We start from the raw sequence: 23,287 nt of genomic DNA on the forward strand, positions 1-23,287 counted from the left end.
GATTCGTCGTCCCTCATCGTCTGGCCGCATTAGATCCGGCCCGCTTCAGCCCAGCAGCTTCGCAACCCCGCTCACGAGACGGTCGACGTCGGGAGCCCGCACGCTGCCCATCGTGGAAATCCGAAAGATCTCGGCGGACAGTCCGCCCTGCCCCGCGTAGATTACAAAGCCTTCAGCCTTGAGCCCGTCGTGCAGCCGCGAATAGCCCATTGTGGGCGGTAGACGGTAAGCGCGCAAGACGACGGAACACTCTTCAGCCGGCAATGCCGCCGCGATACCGAGCGTAGCAAAGCCGGTGCCCGCCTGATCGGCGAGCGCGCGGTATTGCGCGTGACGCGCTGACCAGCCGCCCTGGTCTTCGAGCTCGCGCAAGCCCTCGACCAATGCGTAATACGCGTGCACCGAAGGCGTGAAAGGCGTATTGCGTTGTGCCTGGAGCTTCGCGAGGCGACCCAGGTCAAGGTAGTAGGTGCGGCTTGCCGCACGTTCCAGGGCACTGTGGCGTACCAGCACGAAGGCTGCGCCGGGCACCGCATGCAGGCACTTGTTCGCGCTCGCCGCGACCGCGGCCAGCGCGGGGTGGGTGAAGTCGATGGCTTCGGCACCGAAGCTGCTGACGCCGTCGACCAGCATGCCGATACGGCGCTCGCCGCACAGTTCAGCCAACGCGGCGAGATCGTTGAGCCTGCCCGTCGTCGTCTCGTGATGAATGACCGCCAGATGGGTAAAGCGCTTCTGCGCGCTGTCGAGGCGGCCGGCGATCGCGGCAAGATCCGGCGCACTCATCCAGTCGTGTTTTACGACCTCGTAGTCGATCCGGTACTGCTTCGCGATCTGTGCAACACGCTCGCCATACACGCCGTTCTCGATCACAAGCAGACGGCCGTGCTCGGGAACCAGCGCCGCGATCATGCTCTCGACCGCGGCGGTGCCCGAACCGGTCAGCAGCACGGGTGCCCATTCGCTCGAGGCGAGCCCATAGACATCGAGCAGACGCGTGCGCGCCTCATCCTGCAAATCGAAAAACTCGGGTTCGCGATGGCACAGGTCCGGCTGCAACAAGCTTTGCCGCACACGCTCGGACAACGTCACCGGACCGGGATTCAATAACAGCATCAATGCGCTCCAGGCAGAGATGTCGCAGGCTGGACCGCCTGCGACGGAAGATCGGTGTGACCGACGCCGATATGAAGACCCAGCCGTTTCTGGACTTCGACCGGCGTCACAGAAGGCCGCGGCAATCCATCGGGCGAACCGGGACGCGTCAACAGGCAGCCAAAGCGCGCACCGCCGACGGGCGGTGCATCGAACAGGCGGTCGACCAGATCGAGGTCGTCGCCCTCGAGGGCGATCGCGTAACCACAGGCCGCGGCAATGCCGGCGAATGAAACATGTGCCGAGACGGTCGCCTGTCCGCCCGTCGAATCGTGGGCCGCGTTATCGAGCAGAAGGTGCACGAGATTCGGCGGTCCGTAGGTGCCGAGCGTCGCCATCGCACCCATGCGCATCAGCGCGGCGCCGTCGCCATCGAGCGCGACCACGCGCAGGTCCGGACGCGCCCGTGCGAGGCCCAGTGCTATCGTCGTCACGCAGCCCATCGAACCGACCAGATAGAGCTGGTTCGCCCGATCGTCGAGCGCATAGAGCTCACGGCCACAGAAGCCCGTCGAAGCGAGCACCACGGTCGAATCGACCGGCGTATGCGCGATCACGCGTTGCAGGGCATCACGCCGCGTCGGCAGACTATCGGGTGCGACACCCTGCAAGCGCGACTCGACCGATATGTGCGCAGCACGCGTACGCTCCGCCTGCGTCTTCAAGGGATACGATGTGACACTGCCCTTCTGCATCACGAGCGCATACGGCCGGCCCGTCGCGTCCATATGGGCTGTAGCCCGATCGAGCGCCGGGCCGATCGCCTCGGCCTCGGTCGGAAAGCTCTCCCATGGAATCTCCATGGTCTCGAGCATGGCGGGAGTGACGGGACCCATCAGCGCATGCTGGGGTTCGTCACTGACGCCGGGCTGGCCGCGCCACGTGACGATCAGCAGTTGCGGCAGGCGGAACGTCCAGGTCAGCGAAGTCAGCGGGCTCACCGCATTGCCGAGCCCCGAGTTCTGCATCATCGTCACGCCGCGCCTGCCCGCGAGGGTAACGCCCGCGATCAGCGCAACCGCGTCGCCTTCATTGGCCGCCGAGTAATAGTGAAGCTTCTCGTCCTGCAGCACGTAGTTGATGAACGGCGTCAGATACGAGCACGGCACGCCCGCATACCAGTCGAAACCCCGCTCGCGTGCCGCATCGACAAATTGATGCGCTTCAATCATTGCCCTGCCCCGTACCCGAATCGGCAAACGGCGTCTGCGCGTGCGCAAAATCGGCGGCACGGCGCAAGTCTTCGAGATCGTTGACGTTGCGCCAGTGTCCGTGGACATACAGCACTTCGATCTGTTCGCCGGCCGCGACCAGCGCGTTGAGCAGCGCGGGCATATCGAGCTTGTCGAAATCCTTGCGCGCGCGCAGTTCCGCGACCTTCTGCTGAAGGCGTTCACGACCCTTGCCGCGTACGCTCAGAAGCCCGATCCACTGGCCGTCGACCCGCGCCGGTTCGATCGGATTCACGGCCGGGGCGACACGCTGCAACAGTACGCGCTGGCCGAACAGCTCGCGTGTGTCGGGGCTCGAGCAGAAGGCCAGATCGCGCGCGCCGCTGGCGGCGCCCGCTTCGTTACCGCTACCGTCGGCACCGGCCTGCGTGGCCGACGAATCGACCACGACGCAGAAGTCCGCTTCGGAATCGAGCAGGTCCCGCAGGATATAGCTGCGGAACAGCAGATCGCCATAGGAGATCACCGCGTCGTCGCGCAGCTTGTCGACCGCGCAGGCAAACGAGGCGAGCTCGCCGGTCTGCGCATGCCGTTCGTTGATCGCGAGCTTGATCCCCGCCGTGTCGATCGCGTCCGCGCGATAGCCGCCCACGACGGTAATGTCGTTCACGCCGTGCTTCTTGAAGCCGTCGACCAACCAGCGCAGCAGGGGCTTGCCGGCGACCGGCAGCATGACCTTCGGTTTGTCGGCGGTCAGCGTCTCGAGGCCGGCGCCGCGGCTCGCCGCGAGCACAACCGCCGCGCGTGGCGCTTGCGAGGCGCTCAGGTAGACACGCTCGGCTTCCGTGTATTCGTCCGCGTTCTGAAGACGGAAGATCTCGTCGACCGAGGCAACCCGGTCTTCGACGTGGACGAGCGTCTCGCTGTCGTGAATCTCCTGCGCGACCGACTGCATCGCCGATGCCGCACCGCGGATCAGATGATTGGCCCAGATCACCGTGCTGATGCCGGCCTTGCGGAACACATCGGTCGGCGTGCTGTAGTACTTGGTCGGCACGATCACGAGCGAGCCACGGCCGGCCCATTCGTGCGCGAATGCCAGAATCTCGTCAGGACGCGAGAGCTTGCTGTGGATCAGGATCGCATCGGCGCCGGCCCGACGATAGGCCTCGGCGCGCTTGAGCGCCTCCTCCATGCCCCAGCCCGCGATCAGTGCCTCGACGCGCGCGACGACGCAGAAGTCCGAATCATCCTGTGAATCCTTGCCGGCCTTGATCTTGCCGCAGAATTCGTCGATCTCGGCCAGCGGCTGGCGTTCGCCGCCGATAAAGCTATTGGTCTTCGGAAACTGCTTGTCTTCGATGCACACGCCCGCGATGCCACGCTGCTCAAGCTTGCGGACCAGGCGGCGCATATTGTTGAAGTTGCCATAGCCGGTGTCGCCGTCGAGCAGGATCGGCAGATCGCTCGCATCGGCCATGAACTCGAGCATGTCGACCACCTGGGTCCAGCTCGCCTCATTGTTGTCGCGCACGCCGAACTGCGCGGAGATCGCCAGCCCCGAGCCCCAGATGCCCTTGAAGCCGGCCTCGCGGACGATCCGCGCGGACAAGCCATTGTGGGCTTCCATCAGGAATTCGAGTTCCTGGCTCAGCAGCATGTCGCGCAGCCGTTTGGCGCGCGAGGCGGACAAGGTGGTGAAGTTATCGGGGGCGTTCATGGAGTCACCAACGGCAGGGGTTCAAGTTGGGGAAGGACTTCGCTGGCCGCGCGGAGGATGTCATTCGGAAAATCGATTTCGATCCAGGGGGCGCCGGTCACATCGGCGATGTCGAAGACATGCCGGGGCGTGCGGAATTGTTCGAGCAGCAGATCGCGTACCGCTTCTTCGTGCGGCAGGTTGGCCCGGCCGCCCTCGACATAGCCCGCGACGATTTCGGTAAGACGCCGCGCGGCCGCCTCGGTGAAACGGAAGAAGCCGACCGATTCGCCGATCGTGTCGTAGGCGAGGTTCGCGGCGACCTGCTTACGCAGCTCGACCGGCACGCCATCGCGCACGCAGAGCTTGACCGGTTCGTCACCCTCCTCGAAACCGCGGTCGATCAACAAGCGGTTCGCTTCGACACCCGTGACGAGCGGTTCGAGTATGCGCTCGTCGTAGAGGACGTCCGCGTCCATCAACAGCACGTCGCCGCCGGCCGTCAGCGCTTCGGCGACGGTATGGACGGTCAGCACGCTGCCGAGATCGTATTGAGGATTGATCACGATCGACGGCCGCGGGCTCCAGCCGATCCGGTCGAGCTCCGCGTCGACCTGCTGGTATTCGAAACCGAGGCCGAGTACGACCTCCACGACGCCGTGCGAACGCAGCAGGCGCAGATGCCGCTCGAGCAGCGTCATGCCGTCGAAGCGCAGCAGGCATTTCGGACTCTGTCGATCCCCGGTTTGCAACAAGCGTGAGCCGAGGCCCGCCGCGAGAATGATCGCGCGCATGTGTGTTCTCCCTGTTTTGTACTGACGCGTGTGGCCGGCTATTCAGTGATATTCAAACAAGCAGCCGGACCGGCCACCCGGTTCGCCACTCATTAATGCTAATTATGGAAACCGGCCGGCGGGTGCACCGGCCATTCGACCGGCCCGCGGTCCCCGGGCACGGCCAATCGTTGCGGCTATGCGGCTAGTCCGTGGTTTGCAGGCGCGCCACGCCGCGCCGCCACCCGCGTTCCGAAAAATGCAGGTAGACGAGACCCGGCAAGCCGAGCAGCAGTTCTCGCGCGCGCTTGATCAGCGACACGGCGAGCGCGGCTTCCGGTGGCAGGCCCACCAGCGGCGCGAGCAGCAGATACCCGCCCTCCTGAACGCCGAGCGCGCCGGGAATGGCAAAGGCCGCACCGCGAATCGCCTGCCCGAGGCTTTCGAGCATCAACGCGTCGCTCCAGTCGACCGGGTGGCCGATCAGGCGCAGCGCAAGCCAGACTTCGAAGGTACCGACGACCCATCCGCTCAGGCTCAGCGCGAAGCTGGCGGCCACCTTCGCACGTTCGCGATACAGCGCGTGCACACGCGCATCGACCGCGGCGGCGCTGGTGAGCAGCAAGGACCAGTCGCGCCCTGCGCCAAACTTCGCAACCATCCGCGAGAGCCAGCCGAATAGTCCGCGACGCTGCGCGAGATAGAAACCGAAGATCATCGCGGCGAGCACGGCGGTCATGCTCGCGCCGGCCATCCAGAGCACATCGGTACTGTGCGAGACGGCGTGAACGCCGAGCACGAACAGACCTGTCAGCGAGAACAAGACCTGCGCGGCGGTCTGCATCGTCGTGCTGATGGTGATCATCGAGGCCGCTTCAACGAGTGTCTCACCGAGCTGGGCGAGATGGCGAACCATCAGCACCGGTCCGCCGATCTGGCCGGCCGGCATGAGACTATTGACCGACTCGCCCGCCCAGCGTGCACGCAGCGCATCGGCGAAGGACCGTTCGCGCGGGCCGAGGACGTGGATCGCCGCGGCGTCGAGCGCCAACGGCACGAGATGGAACCCCGCGACAGCGATCACCCAGAAGCCCGCGAGCGACAGCGCCGATGCGAGAGGCGCGAAGCCCTGCCAGGCGAGCAAGCCGATGAACAGGGCCACCCCTAGCGACAACAACAGCCATGCCGCGCGCGTCATGCCGACGAGGTCCGTTTGCCGAGCATCTGCCGGAACACCTGCCGGAAACCGAAATACGCGACTGCATCCTTCATATTGGAAATGAAACGCTGCCAGGGCCGCATATGCGGGTTGGTCACGTATTCGAACGTCAGCGACACGCGCTGCTCGTTCGCGCGCAATGGCGTGATCCGGTGATGAAGCTTGTCGCCGTCGAAGAACACCATGCCACCGGGGGGGATCTGCACTGCGTCTTCGACGATTGGCACGCCCGTCTCGCGCGTATGCAGCCGGTATTCGAGGAAACACGACGACTCATCGAGCACGCCGAGCAGCAGCGTGTAACGGCGCCCTTCGTAATAGGAGGTGTCGTAATGCCAGCCGATATGATCGCCAGGCTTCGTATAGAAGTAGAGCGCGTAGGCGTGGGGATCGTTCTCGGGCGAAGGCTGGAGCGATTCGCCGCAAAGCGTCTCGAGCCAGCGGATCAGTACGGGCGATCGGTACAGTTCGGCGATCGCGGGCGCGAGTTCGTCTATCTTGTGGCGGCTCACGCTGCCACCCTGCTTGTGGCCTGGCAGGTAGTTGCGGTTGACCGCACCCTCGACCGCGCGCGTACCCGCGATCAGGCTCGCGGTGACGTCTTCAGGCAGGAAGCGGTCGAGATACAGGAAAGCGCCCTGCTCACGAAACGTGTCGCGCGGTACGGGGCCTTGCAGCTCGGACAGAATGCCCCCCCGCGGGGCTTCAGGCGCATTGTTCACTTCAGCGACAGCATTCATCGGGCGCCCTCATAACCACCCGCTCGAGTCGCGCTCGCCGCGCGTCGCCTGACCCGCAGGAAGTCCCAGACGACCCAGAGGGCAAACAGCGGCGCACCGACCGCCGACGCGATCAGAAAGCCATACATACCATTGAACAGCGTGACGAGCGGCATCAGGTACAGCACGTCTTCGGTCTCGAAGCCTGCAAGCGAGGCCTGCTTCGTACCCGCCTTGCCCTCGCGTTCCTCGATCAGCAGGCGCAGCGCGAAAATGAGCGCGACCGCCACGCCGGCCAACCAGCCGAGCAGGATCGGTGCGATGCGCAAGCCGCCGCCATAGGCGCCGAGGCCCGCGAGCGTGACGTCGCCATACTGGCTACCGACGCCGATCCCGATGCCGACGAACAAGGCGACGGTCACCAAGGCATCGCAAGCCAAGTCGTAAAAATGACCGAAGCGGCTTGTTTTGCCGCTTACGCGCGCAAGCTCGCCATCCGTATGGTCGACGAAGTTCGACACTATGAGGAGCACGGCCCCGAGGTTCGCGAAACCATACCCGCCCATGCTGAACGCGACGGCACAGGCTGTGCCGATCAGTAAGCGCAGCGTGGTCAGGTGGTTGGGCGTAATGCGGGGTGCTTGAGGGGTGTCACGAGCCAGCGGGCGAGTCTGGCATCCCAAGGGCGAGCCGAATCGGGGGCAACGTATGTGCTGGCGGACTGCGGGTCCGGTATGTTTTTCATCCAGAAAATATATACCCCAGGAAGAAATCGTGCAGACCGCATCTTGCCAGAAGCGGTTCGGCGCGGCATCTGCTTTAAACACCCATTGCGCAGAGTGTCTCAATCTTGCGCAGGCGTTGAAGCTTAGCCCTTGACCGCGCCCGCCGAAAGCCCACCGACCAGAAACCGTTGGATATATACAAAACATAGCGCGACAGGGACCACGGCGAGCACCGACGCGGCCATCAGGCCGCCCCAGTCCGTCACGTGCGCACCGCGGAAAATCATGATGCCGGGGGTCAGCGTACGGCGCGCGTCGTCGTTGATCAGAACGTAGCCGAACATGAACTCGTTCCAGGCCGCCACGAAGGCGAATGCGCCCGTCGCGACGATGCCAGGCACCGATAGCGGCAGCAGTACGCGCGCGATGAAGCTGAGCCGGCCGCAGCCGTCAATCTCGGCGGCGTCCTCGATTTCGCGCGGCACGGCGTCGAAGAAGCCCTTGAGCATGAAAGTCGCGAGCGGAATCATGAAGGTGCAGTAGACGATGATCAGCGACGCATAGGTGCTGAGCAGGTCGAGCTTCTGCATGAGCATGTAGATCGGCACGAGCAGCAGCACGCCCGGGATCATCTGCGAGACGATCAGCGCTGCGCCCACCGAGCGCGCGGCGAGAAAGGTCGGCCAGCGGCTCAGGGCGTAGCTGCAGAACGTCGAGACAATGAGCGTGATGACCGTCGAGAACGAGGCGACGATCGCGCTGTTGCCGAAATAGCCGAGAAACGGGCTGTCGACGAGCACGTGGCGGAAATTGTCGAGCGTCGGATGTGCGATCAGGAAGCTCGGCGCGACGCTGCGGATTTCGTCGAGCGGCTTGAGTGCCGTGTCGAGCATCCACAGGAAGGGGAACAGGCAGAAAACCGCGAGCACGCCGAGCGTCAGATAGGTCAGCGCGGCACCCGTGAGCTGTTGCGTCTTGCCGATGATCATCGCGCACCCCCTTTCGAACGCCGCATGACGCCGTAGTAGTAGACAAAGAACGCCGTCGCCATGAAGCCCATCGACATGCTCGCAAGCGCGCACGCTGCGCCGATGTCATAGTCCTGCATCGCATAGCGATAGATCATGATCGGCAAGGTCAGCGAGGCATTGAGCGGGCCGCCTTCGGTCATCACCCAGATGAAATCGAAGTTGATCGCGGTCCAAATGACATGGATGAAGATCAGCGTGAACGATACCGTCTTGAGGTGAGGCATCGTGATCGCGAAAAAACGCCGAATCGGCCCCGCGCCGTCGATCGCAGCCGCCTCGTGGAGTTCGGGCGGCACGGCTTGCAATGCCGCGAGCAGGCTGATCGTATAGAACGGAAAACTGCGCCAGATATTGACGAAGGTCACCGTGAACAACGCCGTGCCCATGTCGCCGAGCCAGAAATGCGGCTTGTCGAGCACGCCGAGCTTGACGAGCCAGAGGTTGATCACGCCATAGTCGGGCGTGAGCATCCAGGTCCAGTCGAGCCCCGCCACGACGATCGGGATCACCCACGGGATGATGATCACGCCGCGAAAGATCGCCCTGCCCCGGATCGGCTGCGCGAGCGCCACGGCCGACAACAGCCCGAGCGCGTATTCGCCGGCGACCGACACGCCCGTCCATATCGAGGTATTGCGTAGCGCGGGCCAGAACTGATCGTCGTCGAGAATCGTCCGGTAGTTCTCGAGCCCGGCGAAACCCGCGACCGTCGGATTGGTCAGGCTTGCGAACTGAAGGCTGCGCCATAGCACGCTGAGCAGCGGAAAGGCGATCAGGATCAGGAAGAACAATGCCGCGGGCGCGACGAAGAACCAGGCGGTGCGCCGCATCTGAGCGGCGCGGCTGCGGATTTTCGGTGCCGTGCGGGCCGCATCGCGTGCCGGCACGCCAACGGCTGCATCGAGCGCTGCTCGTCTCATGAGGATTCGTCCAGTTCGTTCAAGCACAGACTTCCGCAGCTCATACGATCGCATCGCCCGGCATCCGGGCCACCATGCGGGGTCACCATTCGGCCCCAACCCCGGCGTGACAAACCGACAGCATCGGCAACGGCGAACCGCCGCACCACCGGGAAGCCGGATGCCCGTGCAGCATCCGAAGCCGCCGCCCTTAGTTGACGCTGAGTTCGCCGGATTGCCGCAAGGCCTTGTTGATCGCCTTGCCAAGCCATTGGGCGACCGCCTGCGGATCTTCCTTCTTCAGCAATACACGGCCGATCGACTCTTCCATGGCCCGAGTGATCGGGCCGAGCGCGACCGGCGGAAAGCCGATGCCCGTGGGCGCGAGCACCGTGAAGTCGCGACCCCATTTGGTCTGGCTGACCACGTCCTGCCGCGGCGAACGTTCGCCATGCACCGCACTCTGATAGTCCTTGCTCAGCATGAACGAGGCAAACTCCCACGCCTGCTGTTCGTGCTTGCCCTTGTAGACGAAGAAGGGGTTGATTTCGAAGAACGTCGCGGGCTTCTGGCTGTACGGCGGCGCGACGATCTTCACATCCTTCATCTGCTCGGGGCTCTGCTCGGCGCGGTTCTTCATCCACGAACCATCGACGACCATCGCATACTGGCCGAGCGAGAAATTCGTGTCCTCTTCCTCGTAGCCCCAACTGCTCGCCTGCGGCGAGATGACCTGCTTGTCGAGCAGCGTCTTGTAGAACGCGAACACCTGCGTCGCGTTGGCGAGTTGCTTCGGATCGTCGCTCCAGGTATTCCTGTACCTGCCGTCGCTCTCACGCACCGCCAGTGTCGCATTGCTCTGCCCGAGCAACATCAGCAGTTCCTGCGGAGAACGCACACCGGTGCCCGCGATGCCGAAACCGGATTTGCCGGTCGCCTGGCGGATCTTCTGGCTGTCGGCGATGAGTTCGTCCCAGGTTTTCGGCGGCGTATCGATGCCGGCCTTCTTGAACATGTCCTCGTGATAGAGCAGCCCCCGGATGCCGAGGTAATGCGGCAAGGCCCTGAGCTTGCCGTCGACCGTCACGGCACTCAATGCATTCGGATAGATCTGTGCGCGGTCGGGCCATTTCGCCGCGTACGGCGTCAGATCAGCGAGCGCGTTCATGCGGTTCAACTCGCCGAGCCATTCGATCAGGCCCCAGCTGAGATCGGGGGCATCGCCGCCGGCGATCGATGTGATCAGCTTGTCGTGGAGTGCGCCGAACGCGATGTTCTGGATGTCGATCTTGATGTCCGGATGGGCCTGCTCGAACGCGGCGATCTGCTTGGTCGCGGCAATCGCGTCGGCCTGCTCGGCATCCCACGCTACCCAGAAATGGAGGGTCACGGGCTCAGCACGCACCGGCGCCGCGACAAGGGAAGCGAGCAGCGAGCCGACCAGCAGCCCGATCTTGAACAGTCTCATTGAGTGTCTCCAGTCTTTGTCGTGTGCGCTTTGTCGGGTGCACTTTGTCTCTACGCTTTCTGTCGCCGTGCTGTCCCCTGTTCCTTGCATCTGAAGCATCCGAACGCGAGACGCCGGCTGCGCCGGCCGTCCGCGCCCCGAGTTCACGCGACGACCTGCCGGTCCGGCGCGACGCCGCCCGCACGCTGCGCGCGATCTTCGCGCATCTGTTCGACCGAGCGCACCGGTACGCTCGCCGCGCCCTTCCAGTCGCGCGTCCTGAGGGTCGATGCCGCGAGCCGGCGCTTCGCGCCGTCGATCGCATGGGCATACTGCGGCAACCATTTTGCCTGCGCGACCAACATCTCATCCGCCATTTGCCAGACTTCATCGGGCGTGCAGATCGCGCCGGTCAGCGGATCGTTGAGCATCGCCAGCTTGAGCAATTCGACGTCACCGGTGACCGCGGCCTTCACAGCCATACGCTGCACATTGATCGAGGCCTGGCAGATCGTCGCGCATGCGTCGGTCAGCGTGATCCCGGCGACCATATTGAGACCGAAGCGGTCGACGAAACCCGTGGTCTCGACGATTGCATCATCTGGCAGATTCGTGATGAGCCCCTTGTTCTTCACATTGAAGTGGCCGCGATACACCTTGCCTGTTTCGAGTGCTTCGATGATATGGCTCGCATGTTCGTCGCTGCGCAGCGAAGGATCGAGCGGCTTCTCGACCTCGGCCAGGAAGCGCGGAAACTCTTCCTCGAACCAGTTTCGACCCTCGGTGCATACCCGTAGATACCCGCCTGTTTCGCCATGGATCCATTCGGACATGTCGATCCATTGGGTGATTTCCTCGGGGCGCTTGCGGTACCACGGCAGGTACTCGGACAGATGCCCGTTGCTTTCGGTCGAGTAGACGCCGAAACGCTTGAGCACGTCGATGCGTACCTTCTCCTGTTGCGAATAGACCGGATGGCGCGCGAAGCCCTCGACGAGTTCTTCCTTCGTCACGCGGCGGCCCTTGTAGCGCACGTCGACATACCAGGTTTGGTGATTGATGCCCGAGCAGATGTATTCGACGTCGTGCGGATTCTCCGCGCCGAGCACCTCGGCGATCTGCCGCCAGCCGTGCTGGACGCCGTGACACAGCCCGATCGTGTCGACCCCGCCGTGGTCGATCGCGGCCCAGGTGTTCATGGCCATCGGGTTGGCATAGTTCAGCAGCTTCGCGCCCGGTTCGGCGACGTCCCGGATGTCCGCGCAGAAATCGAGGATCGCATTGACCGAGCGCTGGCCGTACATGATGCCGCCCGCGCAGATCGTGTCGCCCACGCACTGGTCGACGCCGTACTTGAGCGGAATCCGGATGTCGTCGGCAAAGGCCTCGAGCCCGCCGAGACGCACGCAATTGATCACATAGCGCGCGCCCTCGAGCGCCTTGCGCCGGTCGGTCGTCGCCGTGATGCGCGTCGCAAAGCGATTGACCGCGACCAGGCGATCGAGGATCTGCCGGATCATCGACAGATTGTGTTCGTTGAGGTCGGTGAGCGCGATCTCGATGTCCTGGAGCGCTGGCGCGCTGAGTAAATCCTTGACTAAAGTACGGGTAAATCCGACGCTTCCCGCACCGATGATCGCGATCTTGAATGGAGCAGTCAAAATGCTCTCCTTGGAGATGGTGAGTCATGCAGAGGCGCCAGCCGCGCCCGGAAGTACTTCGGCAGGTTGTGGGCTTTCCCCGACCCGGGTCACAATGACCAGGCCATGCCCACCTGTGTGACGTCATTCTGAGCGACTCGACCCGGGCCTGACCAGAGGGAAACTGTGCTTACATGGGTAATTCTGTGCTGCAAAAACTGATTGAGCGCGGTCCCTTCGGCCGGCCGATTTCGCTGCCGCAACGGCGCGACCGCCTGCACGTGATGCCGACCAGCACGGGTCACGAAATCGCCACGAGCCGCGCCTACGATTGGGACGGCCGCCTGCGTGGCCCCATGCCTTTCTCGGTGTTGCAGCACACCATCTCGGGCGAGGGGCGGTTGAACTATGAACGCCACCACTACCGGTTGCGTGCCGGCGAGACGATGCTGGTGGTGATTCCCCACCATCATCGCTATTGGGTGGACGATGGTGGCCGGTGGGAGTTTTTCTGGATCGCCATGACGGGGCAGGAGGCACTGCGCCTCCATCACGCGATCATCGCGGCGATCGGGCCTGTGTTCAGGCTCAAGCCCGCGACGATCGATCACCTCGCGCAATGCAGCCTCGAACTCAACGACAGCGCGCTCGAGACTCCGGGCGAAGCATCGGCGCGCGCGTATGCGGCGACCATGGCGCTCTACGACGACCTGCTCGGCCCTCATGAAACCGCCAGCCGTACGAGTGCGCATAGGCTGACCGAACGCGTGGTCATGCATATCCGGAAGAATCTCGCAAGCGATCTCGACGTGCAGATGCTCGCCGATCTCGCGGGCCTGAGCCGTGCTCATTTCACGCGGGTGTTCGCCAGTTGCGAAGGCAGTTCGCCGGCGGAGTTCGTACAGCTCGAACGCATGCGGCGTGCCGCGCGACTGCTCACGAGCGGCACGCTCAGCATCAAGGCGATCGCGACCAACTGCGGTTTCGATGACCCCAACTATTTCGCGAAGGTGTTCCGCCGGACCTACGGCATCAGTCCCTCGCAATTCCGCAGCACGGGCATGTATTCGGTGCCGAGCGGCCGGGGAGATGAAGGGTGAAAGTTGTCAGCGTCGGGGCGCTATGTTTAACTAGGCGCCTCGGTGCTTTCCTATTCTGTACTCGAACTGGCACGGACGGAGCGATAGAAAAACAATGCCCATTCAGTTCCGGCGCCTGCTGCCCGCGGCGGGCCTCACAGCGCTTGCAGCCCTTGCGTGCCTGCCGTCCCCCGCTGATGCGCATCCGCATGTCTGGATCACCTATGGCGCACAGATCCAGCTCGAGCAACAGAAGGTCACCGGCTTTCGCGAAGACTGGACCTTCACGAAGGGCTTTCCGGCAATGCTCTCGGTCGACCTTAGCCACTATCCGGCCGATGCCGTGCTCAGTGACAAGGACCGCGACACGTTCCGGCAATCCGCATTCGACTCGCTGAAGCGCGTCGACTATTTCACACGCATATTCGTCAACGGCAAACGACTGGCGACAGGCGAGCCGAAGGACTTCAGTGTCGCGCTGCGTGGCGGAAAACTCGTCTATACCTTCGTGCTGCCCTTGCAGGAACCGGTCGATCTGCCGGTGTCCGGCTTCCAGTTCGGTGTCTGGGACGAAAACTATTTCGTCGCCTTCGAAATGCGCGCCGACGGCGTGCAACTCGACCCACCCGCCGCCCGGTGTCACATCACCAACGTACCGGACCGCGATCATCCAGTGTTTTTTGGTTCGGTATTCCCGAATGCCGCGAGGATCGCATGCTGAGCACACTGAGCCGGAAAGGGCGCGGACAGACCTCGCACCTCCCAGGTTTCCTGTTGGTCCTGACGCTCGGTATGGCGGCCATGACACCCGTGGCGCACGCAACCGATGTGTTCGGCATCCCCGATGACGCCACCCCTCAGCAGCCCGCACCCTCCCATGCCCTGCCGCTACCCGATGGTGTCCGCCGGCTGATCGGGGAGGTACTGGTCCTGCAGGGCGAAATGAACGATGCGTTGCAAACACGTGTGGTCGATCTGCAGAACCTCGGCAGCCGGTCGACGCCGGCGCCGGCCGGGACCGCAGCGCGGCGCGGGTGGCTGACGCCGCTCGAGCTGTTCGGGCTTTGCATCGGCTATGGGGTACTGCATGCGCTCGGGCCGGGACACGGCAAGTTTGTCGTGGTCAGCCAGTTCGCGACGCGACGCGCGCGCCGTACCGAAGTCTTATCGCTTTCGCTGCGTATCGCACTCGGCCAGTCGCTGACGGCGATCGTGCTGGTCGGGGCGGTCGTGCTGTTTTCCCGGGCCGCGACAAACGGCGCAATGACGGGTGCGGGTCCGCTCGAGTTGATCAGCAATATCGCACTCGTCGTCGTCGGCCTGGTTGCGGCATTTCGAATCGTGACCGGCCGCGACTGCTGCACACCGGATACCCCGCTCAAGTTCGCGACGATGCCACGCGACGGTGACGCATCGGATGAATCGTCGGGCAATACCTATCTGGGCTCGGCACTGTCGCCGATCGGCTCGTTCAAAGGCGCGTCGAAGGGCTCGCCGGACGGTCGCACGCAAGCACGTCGCCTGTCTGCGACCACCCAGCCGGCAACCGGGGTTCCCTACCGAGGCGTGCGCGGACTAGGTTTGGCGACATCGCTGCGCCCCTGTGCGGGCGCCCTGTTCGTCCTGTTGATCGCGAGCACTTCCCACGTATTCTGGGCGGGCGCGCTCGCCGCGCTTTCGATCGGTCTCGGCGTGGCAGCGACGATCGGCCTGATCGGTCTCGGGGTTACCTCGACGACCGCGCTCATGCTCACGCGGCCGCGCCTCAAGCGCCTGTTCGAACGCGCTCAGCGTGGTCTTGCACTCAGCGGCGCCTTGCTGATCGCCTTGTTTGGTGTGCTGCAGATCACGCTGTTCGCGACCGGTGTGATCGGGCTCGGACCAGGCTAGCCGCCCTTGCCTCTTCAACGGCGGCCGTCGAGCCGTGTGTGATCGTCGAAGGCGACCTTGTAGTTGAGCCCCGGCAACGCAAACGCGATGATCGTCAGCACTTTCGTCAGGCACTCGACGGCGGAGAGAAGGAAATCCGTACGATCGTAGCGAAATTGCAACGGCAAGTCCGGCGCGATCGCGAGAACGCTGAGCCAGCAGATAAAAAGAAACACCCTGCGCGCAAGCACGTTGCCTGTCAGCACCGCACCGGCCAGCAGAGTCAGGCAGAGCTTGGAAAAAGCGAGCGCGGCAACTTGCACGATCGATGCGTCGACCGCGAGTTCCGCCGGCAATTCGACCATCGACCAGACCCATACGCCCATGACCCCCAGTCGCCCCAGCCCCGGTACTGGCTCGCGCAGCCTGACCGGCCTTGACTGTGCCCTGCACGCCCGCCTGATGGCGCGCGACGGACTGGTTGACTCTTCTCTTCTGGAAAGCTCGCGCCAGTTGGGCGAGACGGCAGGTGCCCGCGCGGCAGCGGCCTCGTCGAGGTTGGCACCGAGGGATGCGGGAGCGGCGCGATCGTCTTTACTTGAAGAAAAGATCAACATACCCATCCTCACCAGAGAACCGAAGTAGCAGGAGAAGCCCGGTCAGGGCGGTCGCCGTACAGGGTACGGGCCGTGAACGAGCGGGGTTCGCTTTCGCTTCCCGCGGCCGTCTTCGGTCGGGCAAGCCAGAATCCGCTTCGTATCGCCAGGCGGCATTCGCCAGCCCAAAGCCGCACGCCGATCGATGATTGGCGCGGCCGGGGCCGTATCCTTTGTGTAAGCTGTTGTTCAGATAGCATACGCATTCGCGCCGCGTTCGTCAGCGCAAAGCACACACCGCCCGCCATTCGAGGGGTTATCGACAACCCTGATTACAAGGACGCGCCATTCATGCAAGGAGCTAGTTTGCTGGAGACAGCCGTGATCTACCTGAGCGCCGGCGTGATCGCGGTGCCTGTCGCGACCCGGCTCGGACTCGGTTCGGTGCTCGGCTATCTGATCGCCGGCGCGGTCATCGGACCCTTCGCGTTCGGCTTTGTCGCGGACCAGACGAGTGTCATGCATTTCGCCGAGTTCGGCGTCGTGATCATGCTGTTCCTGATCGGCCTCGAAGTTCGCCCGTCGATCCTCTGGGGCATGCGCAAGTCGTTTTTCGGTCTCGGCGGCGCTCAGGTCGTGGTGAGCGGCGCCGTGCTCGGCGCTATCGGGCTGGCGCTCGGCCTCTTCTGGCAAGAGTCCTTTGCGCTCGGCTTCATCCTTGCGCTGTCCTCGACCGCGATCGTGCTGCAAACGCTCGAGGAGCGCCATCTGCGCCAGACCGCGACTGGCACGGCCTCCTTCGCGATCCTGCTGTTCCAGGATATCTCGATCATCCCGATGTTCGCGTTGCTACCGCTGCTCGCGGCCTCGCATGGCGGCGACGCAATCGCCCACGTCAATCCCAGCGCGCTCACACCCTACCCGGCGTGGGTTCGTGCGCTCGGGGTGCTGGCGGCCGTGGGGGTGATCATCGCGATCGGCCACTACCTGATTCGTCCGGTCTTCCGCTTTATCGCCAACGCGCGGCAGCGCGAGATCTTTACGGCCGCCGCCCTGCTGCTCGTCGTCGCCGTCACGCTGCTGATGGAGGCCGTCGGGTTGTCAGCGGCGCTTGGCGCGTTTCTCGCCGGCGTCGTGCTCGCCGAAAGCGAATTCCGGCGCGAGATCGAAGCCGATATCGAACCGTTTCGCGGCCTGCTGCTCGGGTTGTTCTTCATGTCGGTCGGCGCCAGTGTCGACCTGAGGCTCGTCGCGCACCATCCCCTGCAGCTCGCGGCCCTCGTGCCGGGGCTCATGATCGTCAAGGCCGTGCTGATCTTCGGCATCACGCGGCTCTCCGGCGCTGAGGCGCGCACGGCCGCACAAGTCGGCGTCGCCCTCTCGCAGGGCGGCGAGTTCGCCTTCGTCCTGCTCGGGGTCGCCTCATCGGCCGGCGTGATCGCGACGGATATCTCCGCGCTCGCCACGGTCGGTGTCGCCGTGTCGATGGCGCTGACGCCGATCGCCCTGATTCTGTTCGAGCGGGCCTGCATGCAGGCTCGCCCGGCCAAAGGACCCGAACCCGAGAATGAAGCGTTCGACGAAAGGCCGGACGCGATCATCGCAGGCTTCGGGCGGTTCGGACAAATCGCCGGACGTTTGCTCATTGTCAATGGGTTCAAGACTTCAACGCTTGAAGCCAGCGCTGAACAAGTCGCGTTGGTCCGGCGTTTCGGACGGCGGGTCAACTACGGCGACGCGACCCGACTCGGCCTGCTGCGCGCAGCGGGCGCGGCCGACGCGAAGCTGCTGGTCGTCGCCATCGACGACCGCGACGCCGCGGAAAAACTGGTCGAAATCGCGACCCGCCACTTCCCCCATCTCAAGATTCTGGCGCGTGCCTATGATCGCCGGCACGCGTATCGCCTGCTCGACAAAGGGGCGGACATCGTTGAGCGCGAGACGTTCGAAGCCGGACTCAAGCTTGGCGAAGAGGCGCTCAAGAGCCTCGGCTTTGAAGACCACCTTGCCGCGCGCGCAAGGCGCCTGTTTCGCGTGCACGACGAGGAAATGTTTCGCGCGCTCGAAACCGTCTGGAAGGACGAGGAGCGATTTGTCATCGCCACGCGCGAAACCAGCGAACGCATGAACGAACTGCTCGCGGCCGATCTCCAGGAAATGCGCGACGAGCAAGGGGTGGACATGGGCACCACAGCCGTTAGGCCTACAATTAACTGACTATAGCCTTTCAATCAGGTATCCTGCCGACCCAGAGCGACCGGGAAAGCAGCGTGCCGCGCCTTTTGGGGTGCGGCGGTTTTGCCGGGCCGCGCAGGCAGCCCTGACGGACCAGCACGCGCGGTGCCCCCAGTCGCTCGCGTTTTCCACTTATCTTCGAGGTAGCAAACCATGCACACTCAACTGGGGAAAGCGTCACTGGTCGCGGGATGCCTGATTCTCGCGTCGGTCACGCCAGCACACGCGGAGCAGACCACGCTCCAGCGCATCGACGCGGATGGTGTGATCTCACTCGGTCATCGTGAGTCGTCGATTCCGTTTTCGTACTACGACGACAAGCAGAATGTGATCGGCTACTCGCAGGAGATCGCATTGAAGGTCGTCGATGCGGTCAAGGTCAAGCTCAACAAACCCGATCTGAAGGTCAAGCTGACTCCGGTCACCTCGCAGAACCGCATTCCGCTCGTGACCAATCGCACCATCGACATCGAGTGCGGATCGACCACCAACAATGCCGAGCGCGCTCAGCAGGTCGCCTTCTCGAATACGATTTTCGTGATCGGCACGCGCCTCATGACCCGCGCGAATTCCGGCATCAAGGACTTCCCCGATCTCAAGGGCAAGACGGTGGTGACCACCGCCGGCACGACCTCGGAACGTCTGCTGCGCAAGATGAACCAGGATAAGAGCATGGGCATGAACATCATCAGCGCGAAAGATCACGGCGAGTCGTTCCTGACGCTGTCGACCGGCCGCGCGGCCGCGTTCATGATGGACGATGCCTTGCTCGCGGGCGAGCGGGCAAAGTCGAGCACGCCGAACGACTTCGTGATCGTCGGTACGCCGCAATCGCATGAAGCCTATGGCTGCATGATGCGCAAGGGCGACCCGGAGTTCAAGAAGGTCGTCGACGATGCGATCGCCAAGGTCGAGACCTCGGGCGAGGCCGATGCGATTTACAAGAAGTGGTTCCAATCGCCGATCCCGCCCAAGGGCCTGAACCTGAATTTCCCGCCAAGCGAGGAGATCAAGGCACTGTACAAGAGCCCGAACGACAAAGTGATCGACTAAGCGGGCAGGCGTCGGTGTATCCGACTTGGGTTTGACCGAGGTGGAGGGCATGTTCGACATGCATGCCCTTCCGCTTCCTTTAGGGATCTGGTCATGGGTGGCTATCACTGGAACTGGAACATTTTTTTCACGCCGGTATCGACCGGCGAGCCGACGACCTATTTCGGCTGGCTTGTCGCCGGCTTGATCAACACGGTCGTCGTATCGCTGTCGGCCTGGCTCATCGCACTGGTCATCGGCGGGCTGATGGGCATGATGCGCACGGTGCCGAACCGGTTTCTCGCGGGCATCGGTACCGTCTACGTCGCGATCTTTCGGAACATTCCGTTGATCGTGCAATTCTTTATCTGGTACATCGTCATACCGGAATTGCTGCCCCCTGCACTCGGCACTTCATTCAAACAGTTACCGCCGTCGACACAATTTTTTTCATCCTCGATCCTGTGTTTGGGTCTGTTCACGGCCGCACGCGTGTGCGAACAAGTGCGTGCGGGAATCGGCGCCTTGCCCCCGGGGCAGCGGGCCGCCGGCCTCGCAATGGGTTTCACCCTGCCGCAAACCTATCGCTTCGTGCTGATGCCCGTCGCCTGCCGGATCATCGTGCCGCCGCTGACTTCCGAGTTCCTGAATGTATTCAAGAACTCCGCGGTCGCCTCGACGATCGGATTGCTTGAATTGTCCGCCCAGGCAAGACAGCTCGTCGACTACACCGCGCAGACGTATGAATCATTTATCGCTGTAACGCTCGCCTATGCGCTGATCAATGTCATCGTGATGTTCTTCATGCGCTGGGTCGATCAGAAGACGCGGCTGCCCGGCTATATCGGAGGCAAGTAATGCACGAATACAACTGGTCCGGTATTGCGGGCGCCCTGCCCGGGCTGTGGGGCGGCCTTGTCATCACGTTCAAGATCACGCTGCTCGCGATCGCGTTCGGCATCGCTTGGGGAACCGTGCTCGCCGTGCTGCGCTTGTCGGGGGTAGCCGTGCTCGAGTGGTTTGCGAAAGCCTATGTCACGGTGTTCCGCTCGATTCCGCTCGTAATGGTTCTGCTCTGGTTCTATCTGCTGGTGCCGCAGGTGCTTGAATCGCTGCTCAACGTCTCGCCGAGTACCGACATCCGTTTGGTGTCGGCGATGGTCGCGTTCTCGCTGTTCGAGGCCGCATACTATTCAGAGATCATTCGCGCGGGCATTCAGGCCGTGCCGCGCGGCCAGGCCAGCGCCTCCTTCGCGCTCGGCATGACCTACGGCCAGTCGATGCGGCTGATCGTGCTGCCACAGGCCTTCCGGGCCATGGTGCCGCTGCTGCTCACCCAGGCGATCGTGTTGTTTCAGGATACATCGCTGGTATACGTGATCGGTGTCGGCGACTTCTTCCGCACCGCGACCAATATCGGTGATCGTGACGGCACACACGTTGAGATGATCCTGTTCGCGGGGGCGGTATATTTCGTCATCTGCGTCACGGCATCCAGTCTTGTCAAAGCTTTTCAGAAAAAGGTCGCACGATGATCTCTCTCAAGAACGTATCGAAGTGGTATGGGCAGTTCCAGGTACTGACCGACTGCACGACCGAAGTCAACAAAGGCGAAGTCGTGGTGGTCTGCGGGCCCTCGGGCTCGGGAAAATCGACGCTGATCAAAACCGTCAACGGGCTCGAGCCGTTCCAGCAGGGCGAGATCATGATCAACGGCCAGTCGCTGACGGATCGCAAGACCAATCTGTCGAAGCTCCGTGCGAAGGTCGGCATGGTGTTTCAGCATTTCGAGTTGTTTCCGCATCTGAGCATCACGCAGAACCTCACGCTCGCTCAGGTCAAGGTGCTCGGCCGCTCGAGCGACGAGGCCAGGGCGAAGGGTCTCAAGCTGCTCGACCGCGTCGGGCTCAAGGCGCATGCGGACAAGTTTCCAGGGCAGCTATCGGGCGGACAGCAGCAGCGGGTCGCGATTGCACGCGCGCTTTCGATGGATCCGATCGCGATGCTGTTCGACGAGCCGACCTCGGCGCTCGATCCCGAGATGATCAATGAAGTGCTCGACGTCATGGTCGAACTCGCGCAGGAAGGCATGACGATGATGTGCGTGACGCATGAGATGGGCTTTGCAAGAAAGGTCGCCCATCGCGTGATTTTCATGGACCGCGGGCTGATCGTCGAAGACGATCCGAAGGAAGCCTTCTTCGCAAATCCGAAGTCGGATCGGGCGAAGGAATTCCTCGCGAAGATCCTTCATTGAGTCGGCATTGAAAAAGGGAGCTGTCTGCCTGGCCTTGGTTTACGCGCTAGTAGTGTGGTAGACCGTTCTCTTTTTCTTCAGAATCGATCAGCTGCGTTTCGACTACCCCACAGGTAATCGACCAGGTGCGCCCAAATGCCGAGAATGGCTCTGTTACACAAGCGACCGAGCATTTTTGATTTTTCGGGGAGACACGCATATGGAAAACCTTCGGATGCACGCGGGCGAGCAACAGGCCGTCCGCCTTCCCCGCCCCGGCGCGCCCGCGCGAACCGGGCGCGAACGCTATTTCAGCGACTTCAGTTCAGCGCTTCGATACTGGCGTGAAAAGCGCAACATGAGTCAATTACGGCTCTCGGCCGAGGCCGATGTCTCGCAACGCCATATCAGTTTTCTCGAAAGTGGACGCGCGCAGCCCAGCCGTGAGCTCGTGCTGCGGCTGGGCACCGTGCTCGATATGCCGCTGCGGCAGCGCAATGTGATGCTGCTCTGTGCGGGGTTTGCGCCGGCTTATCAGGAACGCAGCCTGTCCGATCCCGAGCTGGGGGCCGTCAAGCATGCGCTCGACCTGATGCTCGAGCAGCAGGCCCCTTACCCGGCGCTTGTCGTCGACCGGCTCTGGAACCTGGTGATGGCCAACGGGCCCGCCAACATGTTCTTCAAATGGCTGCTCGACATGCCCGCCGATCAACCGATCCCAGGTGGCGGTGAAGTGAATGTGGTTCGCCTGACGCTGTCGGCCGAAGGTGCGCGACGTCATATCGTCAACTGGAATGCGGTATCCAGCGATGCACTACAGTGGATCCAGCGCGAAGCGATAGGAGACGGCCCTGGTAGCGAGGCGACTCATCTGCTTGACGAGCTGCTCGCGATGCCCGGCGTCTCGGCGGCTACGCGCACGCCGAATCTCGACTCGAGCGCACTGCCCTTCCTCGCGGTCAAGATTCGCAAAGAGGATGTCGAACTCAATTTGTTCACGACAATCACGACACTCGGCACGCCGCACGACGTGACCGTTCATGAGCTACGAATCGAATCATATTTCCCGGCCGATGCGCCAACGGCCGACTGGTTCAAGGCAAGCGCGAAACGCTGAGCAACGTGCTGTCGATCAGGCGCGCCGCACCTGTGAAAACACCGGCCGAGTTCGCCGGCACATCGTAGCGGCTCACGAAGGTTTCCGCGCGCAGCATTTGCACCAAGGTATGACCGTCCTTCATTTCGAGCACGAGGATTTTGAGCGGAAGGTCGAATGCACTGGTCGGGTCGGAGACCATCAGCGGCGTGCCGGCGCGGGGATTGCCGAAGAGTATGATGGTCAGCGCTCGCATTTCGAGGCCCACGCTACGCGCTTCGGCTTGCTGGTCGATCACCGCAAAGACCTTCGCGACTCGCGACAAGGTCTCTACGAGAAGCGCCGCCGTTGCGGCGACATCCAGCGTGCTTGGCCACGTGTACATATCTTCGTCGTTCATATCGGCTCCCGGCAGCCGAGCCCGGCCAAAAATGTAAGTGGATTGTAGGTGGCCAAAATCGCGCACGCCACTCATTTGCGCCACCGGTCCGCCTCGAGCCGTTGAGGCCTTGGCTCCGCCTGCGGTTCTTGGGGTTTTGCGGAGCACCAAGGCATTTTGCGGAGCACCAAAGCAAAAAGCCCTGCTCGATTGAGCAGGGCTTTCTGGGGTGTAACAGCCTGACGATTACCTACTTTCACACGGGAACCCGCACTATCATCGGCGT

Annotated in this window: 21 protein-coding genes and 1 pseudogene; 9 read left to right on the plus strand and 13 right to left on the minus strand. The window is 63.0% G+C overall.

Annotation, left to right across the window (positions count from 1 at the left end):
* Positions 1 to 45: 45 nt before the first annotated feature.
* The 11 genes and pseudogenes from HV670_RS23715 to melA all read right to left on the minus strand — a co-directional run bounded on the left by HV670_RS23715 (position 46) and on the right by melA (position 12,500).
* Positions 46 to 1,116: a 2-aminoethylphosphonate aminotransferase gene (locus HV670_RS23715; RefSeq protein WP_175107454.1), complete on the minus strand. Its 1,071-nt coding sequence runs from the start codon at positions 1,114 to 1,116 to the stop codon at positions 46 to 48.
* Complete coding sequence (aepY, locus tag HV670_RS23720) at positions 1,116 to 2,435, minus strand: phosphonopyruvate decarboxylase (RefSeq protein WP_425511460.1); 1,320 nt, start codon at positions 2,433 to 2,435, stop codon at positions 1,116 to 1,118. The genes HV670_RS23715 and aepY overlap by 1 nt, the downstream gene beginning before the upstream one ends.
* Positions 2,320 to 4,047, minus strand: a complete 1,728-nt coding sequence (gene aepX, locus HV670_RS23725; protein WP_175107456.1) for a phosphoenolpyruvate mutase — start codon at positions 4,045 to 4,047, stop codon at positions 2,320 to 2,322. Before aepX ends, aepY begins: the two co-directional genes overlap by 116 nt.
* A complete protein-coding gene (locus HV670_RS23730) occupies positions 4,044 to 4,820 on the minus strand; it encodes a phosphocholine cytidylyltransferase family protein (RefSeq protein WP_175107457.1) in 777 nt (258 codons plus the stop codon). The genes aepX and HV670_RS23730 overlap by 4 nt, the downstream gene beginning before the upstream one ends.
* 184 nt (positions 4,821 to 5,004) lie before the next feature.
* On the minus strand, positions 5,005 to 5,997 hold the full coding sequence (locus HV670_RS23735; RefSeq protein WP_175107458.1) for a lysylphosphatidylglycerol synthase domain-containing protein: 993 nt from the start codon (positions 5,995 to 5,997) through the stop codon (positions 5,005 to 5,007).
* Positions 5,994 to 6,758 carry a HalD/BesD family halogenase gene (locus tag HV670_RS23740; RefSeq protein ID WP_175107459.1) on the minus strand — a complete coding sequence of 255 codons (765 nt, stop codon included), beginning with the start codon at positions 6,756 to 6,758 and terminating at the stop codon, positions 5,994 to 5,996. Before HV670_RS23740 ends, HV670_RS23735 begins: the two co-directional genes overlap by 4 nt.
* Positions 6,755 to 7,482 (minus strand): annotated as a pseudogene (locus HV670_RS23745) (CDP-alcohol phosphatidyltransferase family protein). Before HV670_RS23745 ends, HV670_RS23740 begins: the two are co-directional and overlap by 4 nt.
* A gap of 123 nt (positions 7,483 to 7,605) precedes the next feature.
* The gene (locus HV670_RS23750) at positions 7,606 to 8,451 is read right to left on the minus strand and encodes a carbohydrate ABC transporter permease (protein ID WP_175107460.1); all 846 of its coding nucleotides are present in this window, start codon (positions 8,449 to 8,451) and stop codon (positions 7,606 to 7,608) included.
* Complete coding sequence (locus HV670_RS23755; protein WP_175107461.1) at positions 8,448 to 9,413, minus strand: carbohydrate ABC transporter permease; 966 nt, start codon at positions 9,411 to 9,413, stop codon at positions 8,448 to 8,450. Before HV670_RS23755 ends, HV670_RS23750 begins: the two co-directional genes overlap by 4 nt.
* Positions 9,414 to 9,603: 190 nt before the next feature.
* A complete protein-coding gene (locus HV670_RS23760; protein WP_175107462.1) occupies positions 9,604 to 10,860 on the minus strand; it encodes an ABC transporter substrate-binding protein in 1,257 nt (418 codons plus the stop codon).
* A gap of 143 nt (positions 10,861 to 11,003) precedes the next feature.
* On the minus strand, positions 11,004 to 12,500 hold the full coding sequence (gene melA / locus HV670_RS23765) for an alpha-glucosidase/alpha-galactosidase (RefSeq protein ID WP_217478502.1): 1,497 nt from the start codon (positions 12,498 to 12,500) through the stop codon (positions 11,004 to 11,006).
* A gap of 173 nt (positions 12,501 to 12,673) precedes the next feature.
* Between melA and HV670_RS23770 the strand changes: the two genes are divergently transcribed.
* The 3 genes from HV670_RS23770 to HV670_RS23780 all read left to right on the plus strand — a co-directional run bounded on the left by HV670_RS23770 (position 12,674) and on the right by HV670_RS23780 (position 15,448).
* Positions 12,674 to 13,579 (plus strand): AraC family transcriptional regulator, encoded by a 906-nt coding sequence (locus tag HV670_RS23770; RefSeq protein WP_175107463.1) that lies wholly within the window; start codon positions 12,674 to 12,676, stop codon positions 13,577 to 13,579.
* A 94-nt stretch (positions 13,580 to 13,673) separates the two neighbouring features.
* A complete protein-coding gene (locus HV670_RS23775; protein WP_175107464.1) occupies positions 13,674 to 14,279 on the plus strand; it encodes a DUF1007 family protein in 606 nt (201 codons plus the stop codon).
* Positions 14,273 to 15,448, plus strand: a complete 1,176-nt coding sequence (locus tag HV670_RS23780; protein ID WP_175107465.1) for a nickel/cobalt transporter — start codon at positions 14,273 to 14,275, stop codon at positions 15,446 to 15,448. The genes HV670_RS23775 and HV670_RS23780 overlap by 7 nt, the downstream gene beginning before the upstream one ends.
* A 14-nt stretch (positions 15,449 to 15,462) precedes the next feature.
* Here HV670_RS23780 and HV670_RS23785 read toward each other — a convergent pair whose 3' ends face one another.
* On the minus strand, positions 15,463 to 16,044 hold the full coding sequence (locus HV670_RS23785) for a hypothetical protein (RefSeq protein ID WP_175107466.1): 582 nt from the start codon (positions 16,042 to 16,044) through the stop codon (positions 15,463 to 15,465).
* A 345-nt stretch (positions 16,045 to 16,389) separates the two neighbouring features.
* On the opposite strand from HV670_RS23785, the gene HV670_RS23790 reads away from it, so the two are divergent.
* The 6 genes from HV670_RS23790 (at position 16,390) to HV670_RS23815 (ending at position 22,643) form a co-directional block, all read left to right on the plus strand.
* Positions 16,390 to 18,240, plus strand: a complete 1,851-nt coding sequence (locus tag HV670_RS23790) for a monovalent cation:proton antiporter-2 (CPA2) family protein (protein WP_217478503.1) — start codon at positions 16,390 to 16,392, stop codon at positions 18,238 to 18,240.
* 171 nt (positions 18,241 to 18,411) lie between these two features.
* Positions 18,412 to 19,311, plus strand: coding sequence for a glutamate/aspartate ABC transporter substrate-binding protein (locus tag HV670_RS23795; protein WP_175107468.1), 900 nt, complete (start codon positions 18,412 to 18,414; stop codon positions 19,309 to 19,311).
* A gap of 93 nt (positions 19,312 to 19,404) precedes the next feature.
* On the plus strand, positions 19,405 to 20,148 hold the full coding sequence (locus HV670_RS23800; protein ID WP_175107469.1) for an amino acid ABC transporter permease: 744 nt from the start codon (positions 19,405 to 19,407) through the stop codon (positions 20,146 to 20,148).
* The gene (gene gltK / locus HV670_RS23805) at positions 20,148 to 20,825 is read left to right on the plus strand and encodes a glutamate/aspartate ABC transporter permease GltK (RefSeq protein WP_175107470.1); all 678 of its coding nucleotides are present in this window, start codon (positions 20,148 to 20,150) and stop codon (positions 20,823 to 20,825) included. The genes HV670_RS23800 and gltK overlap by 1 nt, the downstream gene beginning before the upstream one ends.
* Positions 20,822 to 21,547: an amino acid ABC transporter ATP-binding protein gene (locus tag HV670_RS23810; RefSeq protein ID WP_175107471.1), complete on the plus strand. Its 726-nt coding sequence runs from the start codon at positions 20,822 to 20,824 to the stop codon at positions 21,545 to 21,547. Before gltK ends, HV670_RS23810 begins: the two co-directional genes overlap by 4 nt.
* A gap of 199 nt (positions 21,548 to 21,746) precedes the next feature.
* Positions 21,747 to 22,643, plus strand: a complete 897-nt coding sequence (locus HV670_RS23815) for an MmyB family transcriptional regulator (RefSeq protein ID WP_175107472.1) — start codon at positions 21,747 to 21,749, stop codon at positions 22,641 to 22,643.
* Here the strand turns inward: HV670_RS23815 and HV670_RS23820 are convergent.
* A complete protein-coding gene (locus HV670_RS23820) occupies positions 22,621 to 23,022 on the minus strand; it encodes a DUF302 domain-containing protein (RefSeq protein WP_175107473.1) in 402 nt (133 codons plus the stop codon). The two genes, HV670_RS23815 and HV670_RS23820, sit on opposite strands and share 23 nt — an antisense overlap.
* Positions 23,023 to 23,287 lie beyond the last annotated feature (265 nt).

The organism is Pararobbsia alpina, assembly GCF_902859895.1.
In the GTDB taxonomy this organism is placed as follows: Bacteria; Pseudomonadota; Gammaproteobacteria; order Burkholderiales; family Burkholderiaceae; genus Pararobbsia; species Pararobbsia alpina.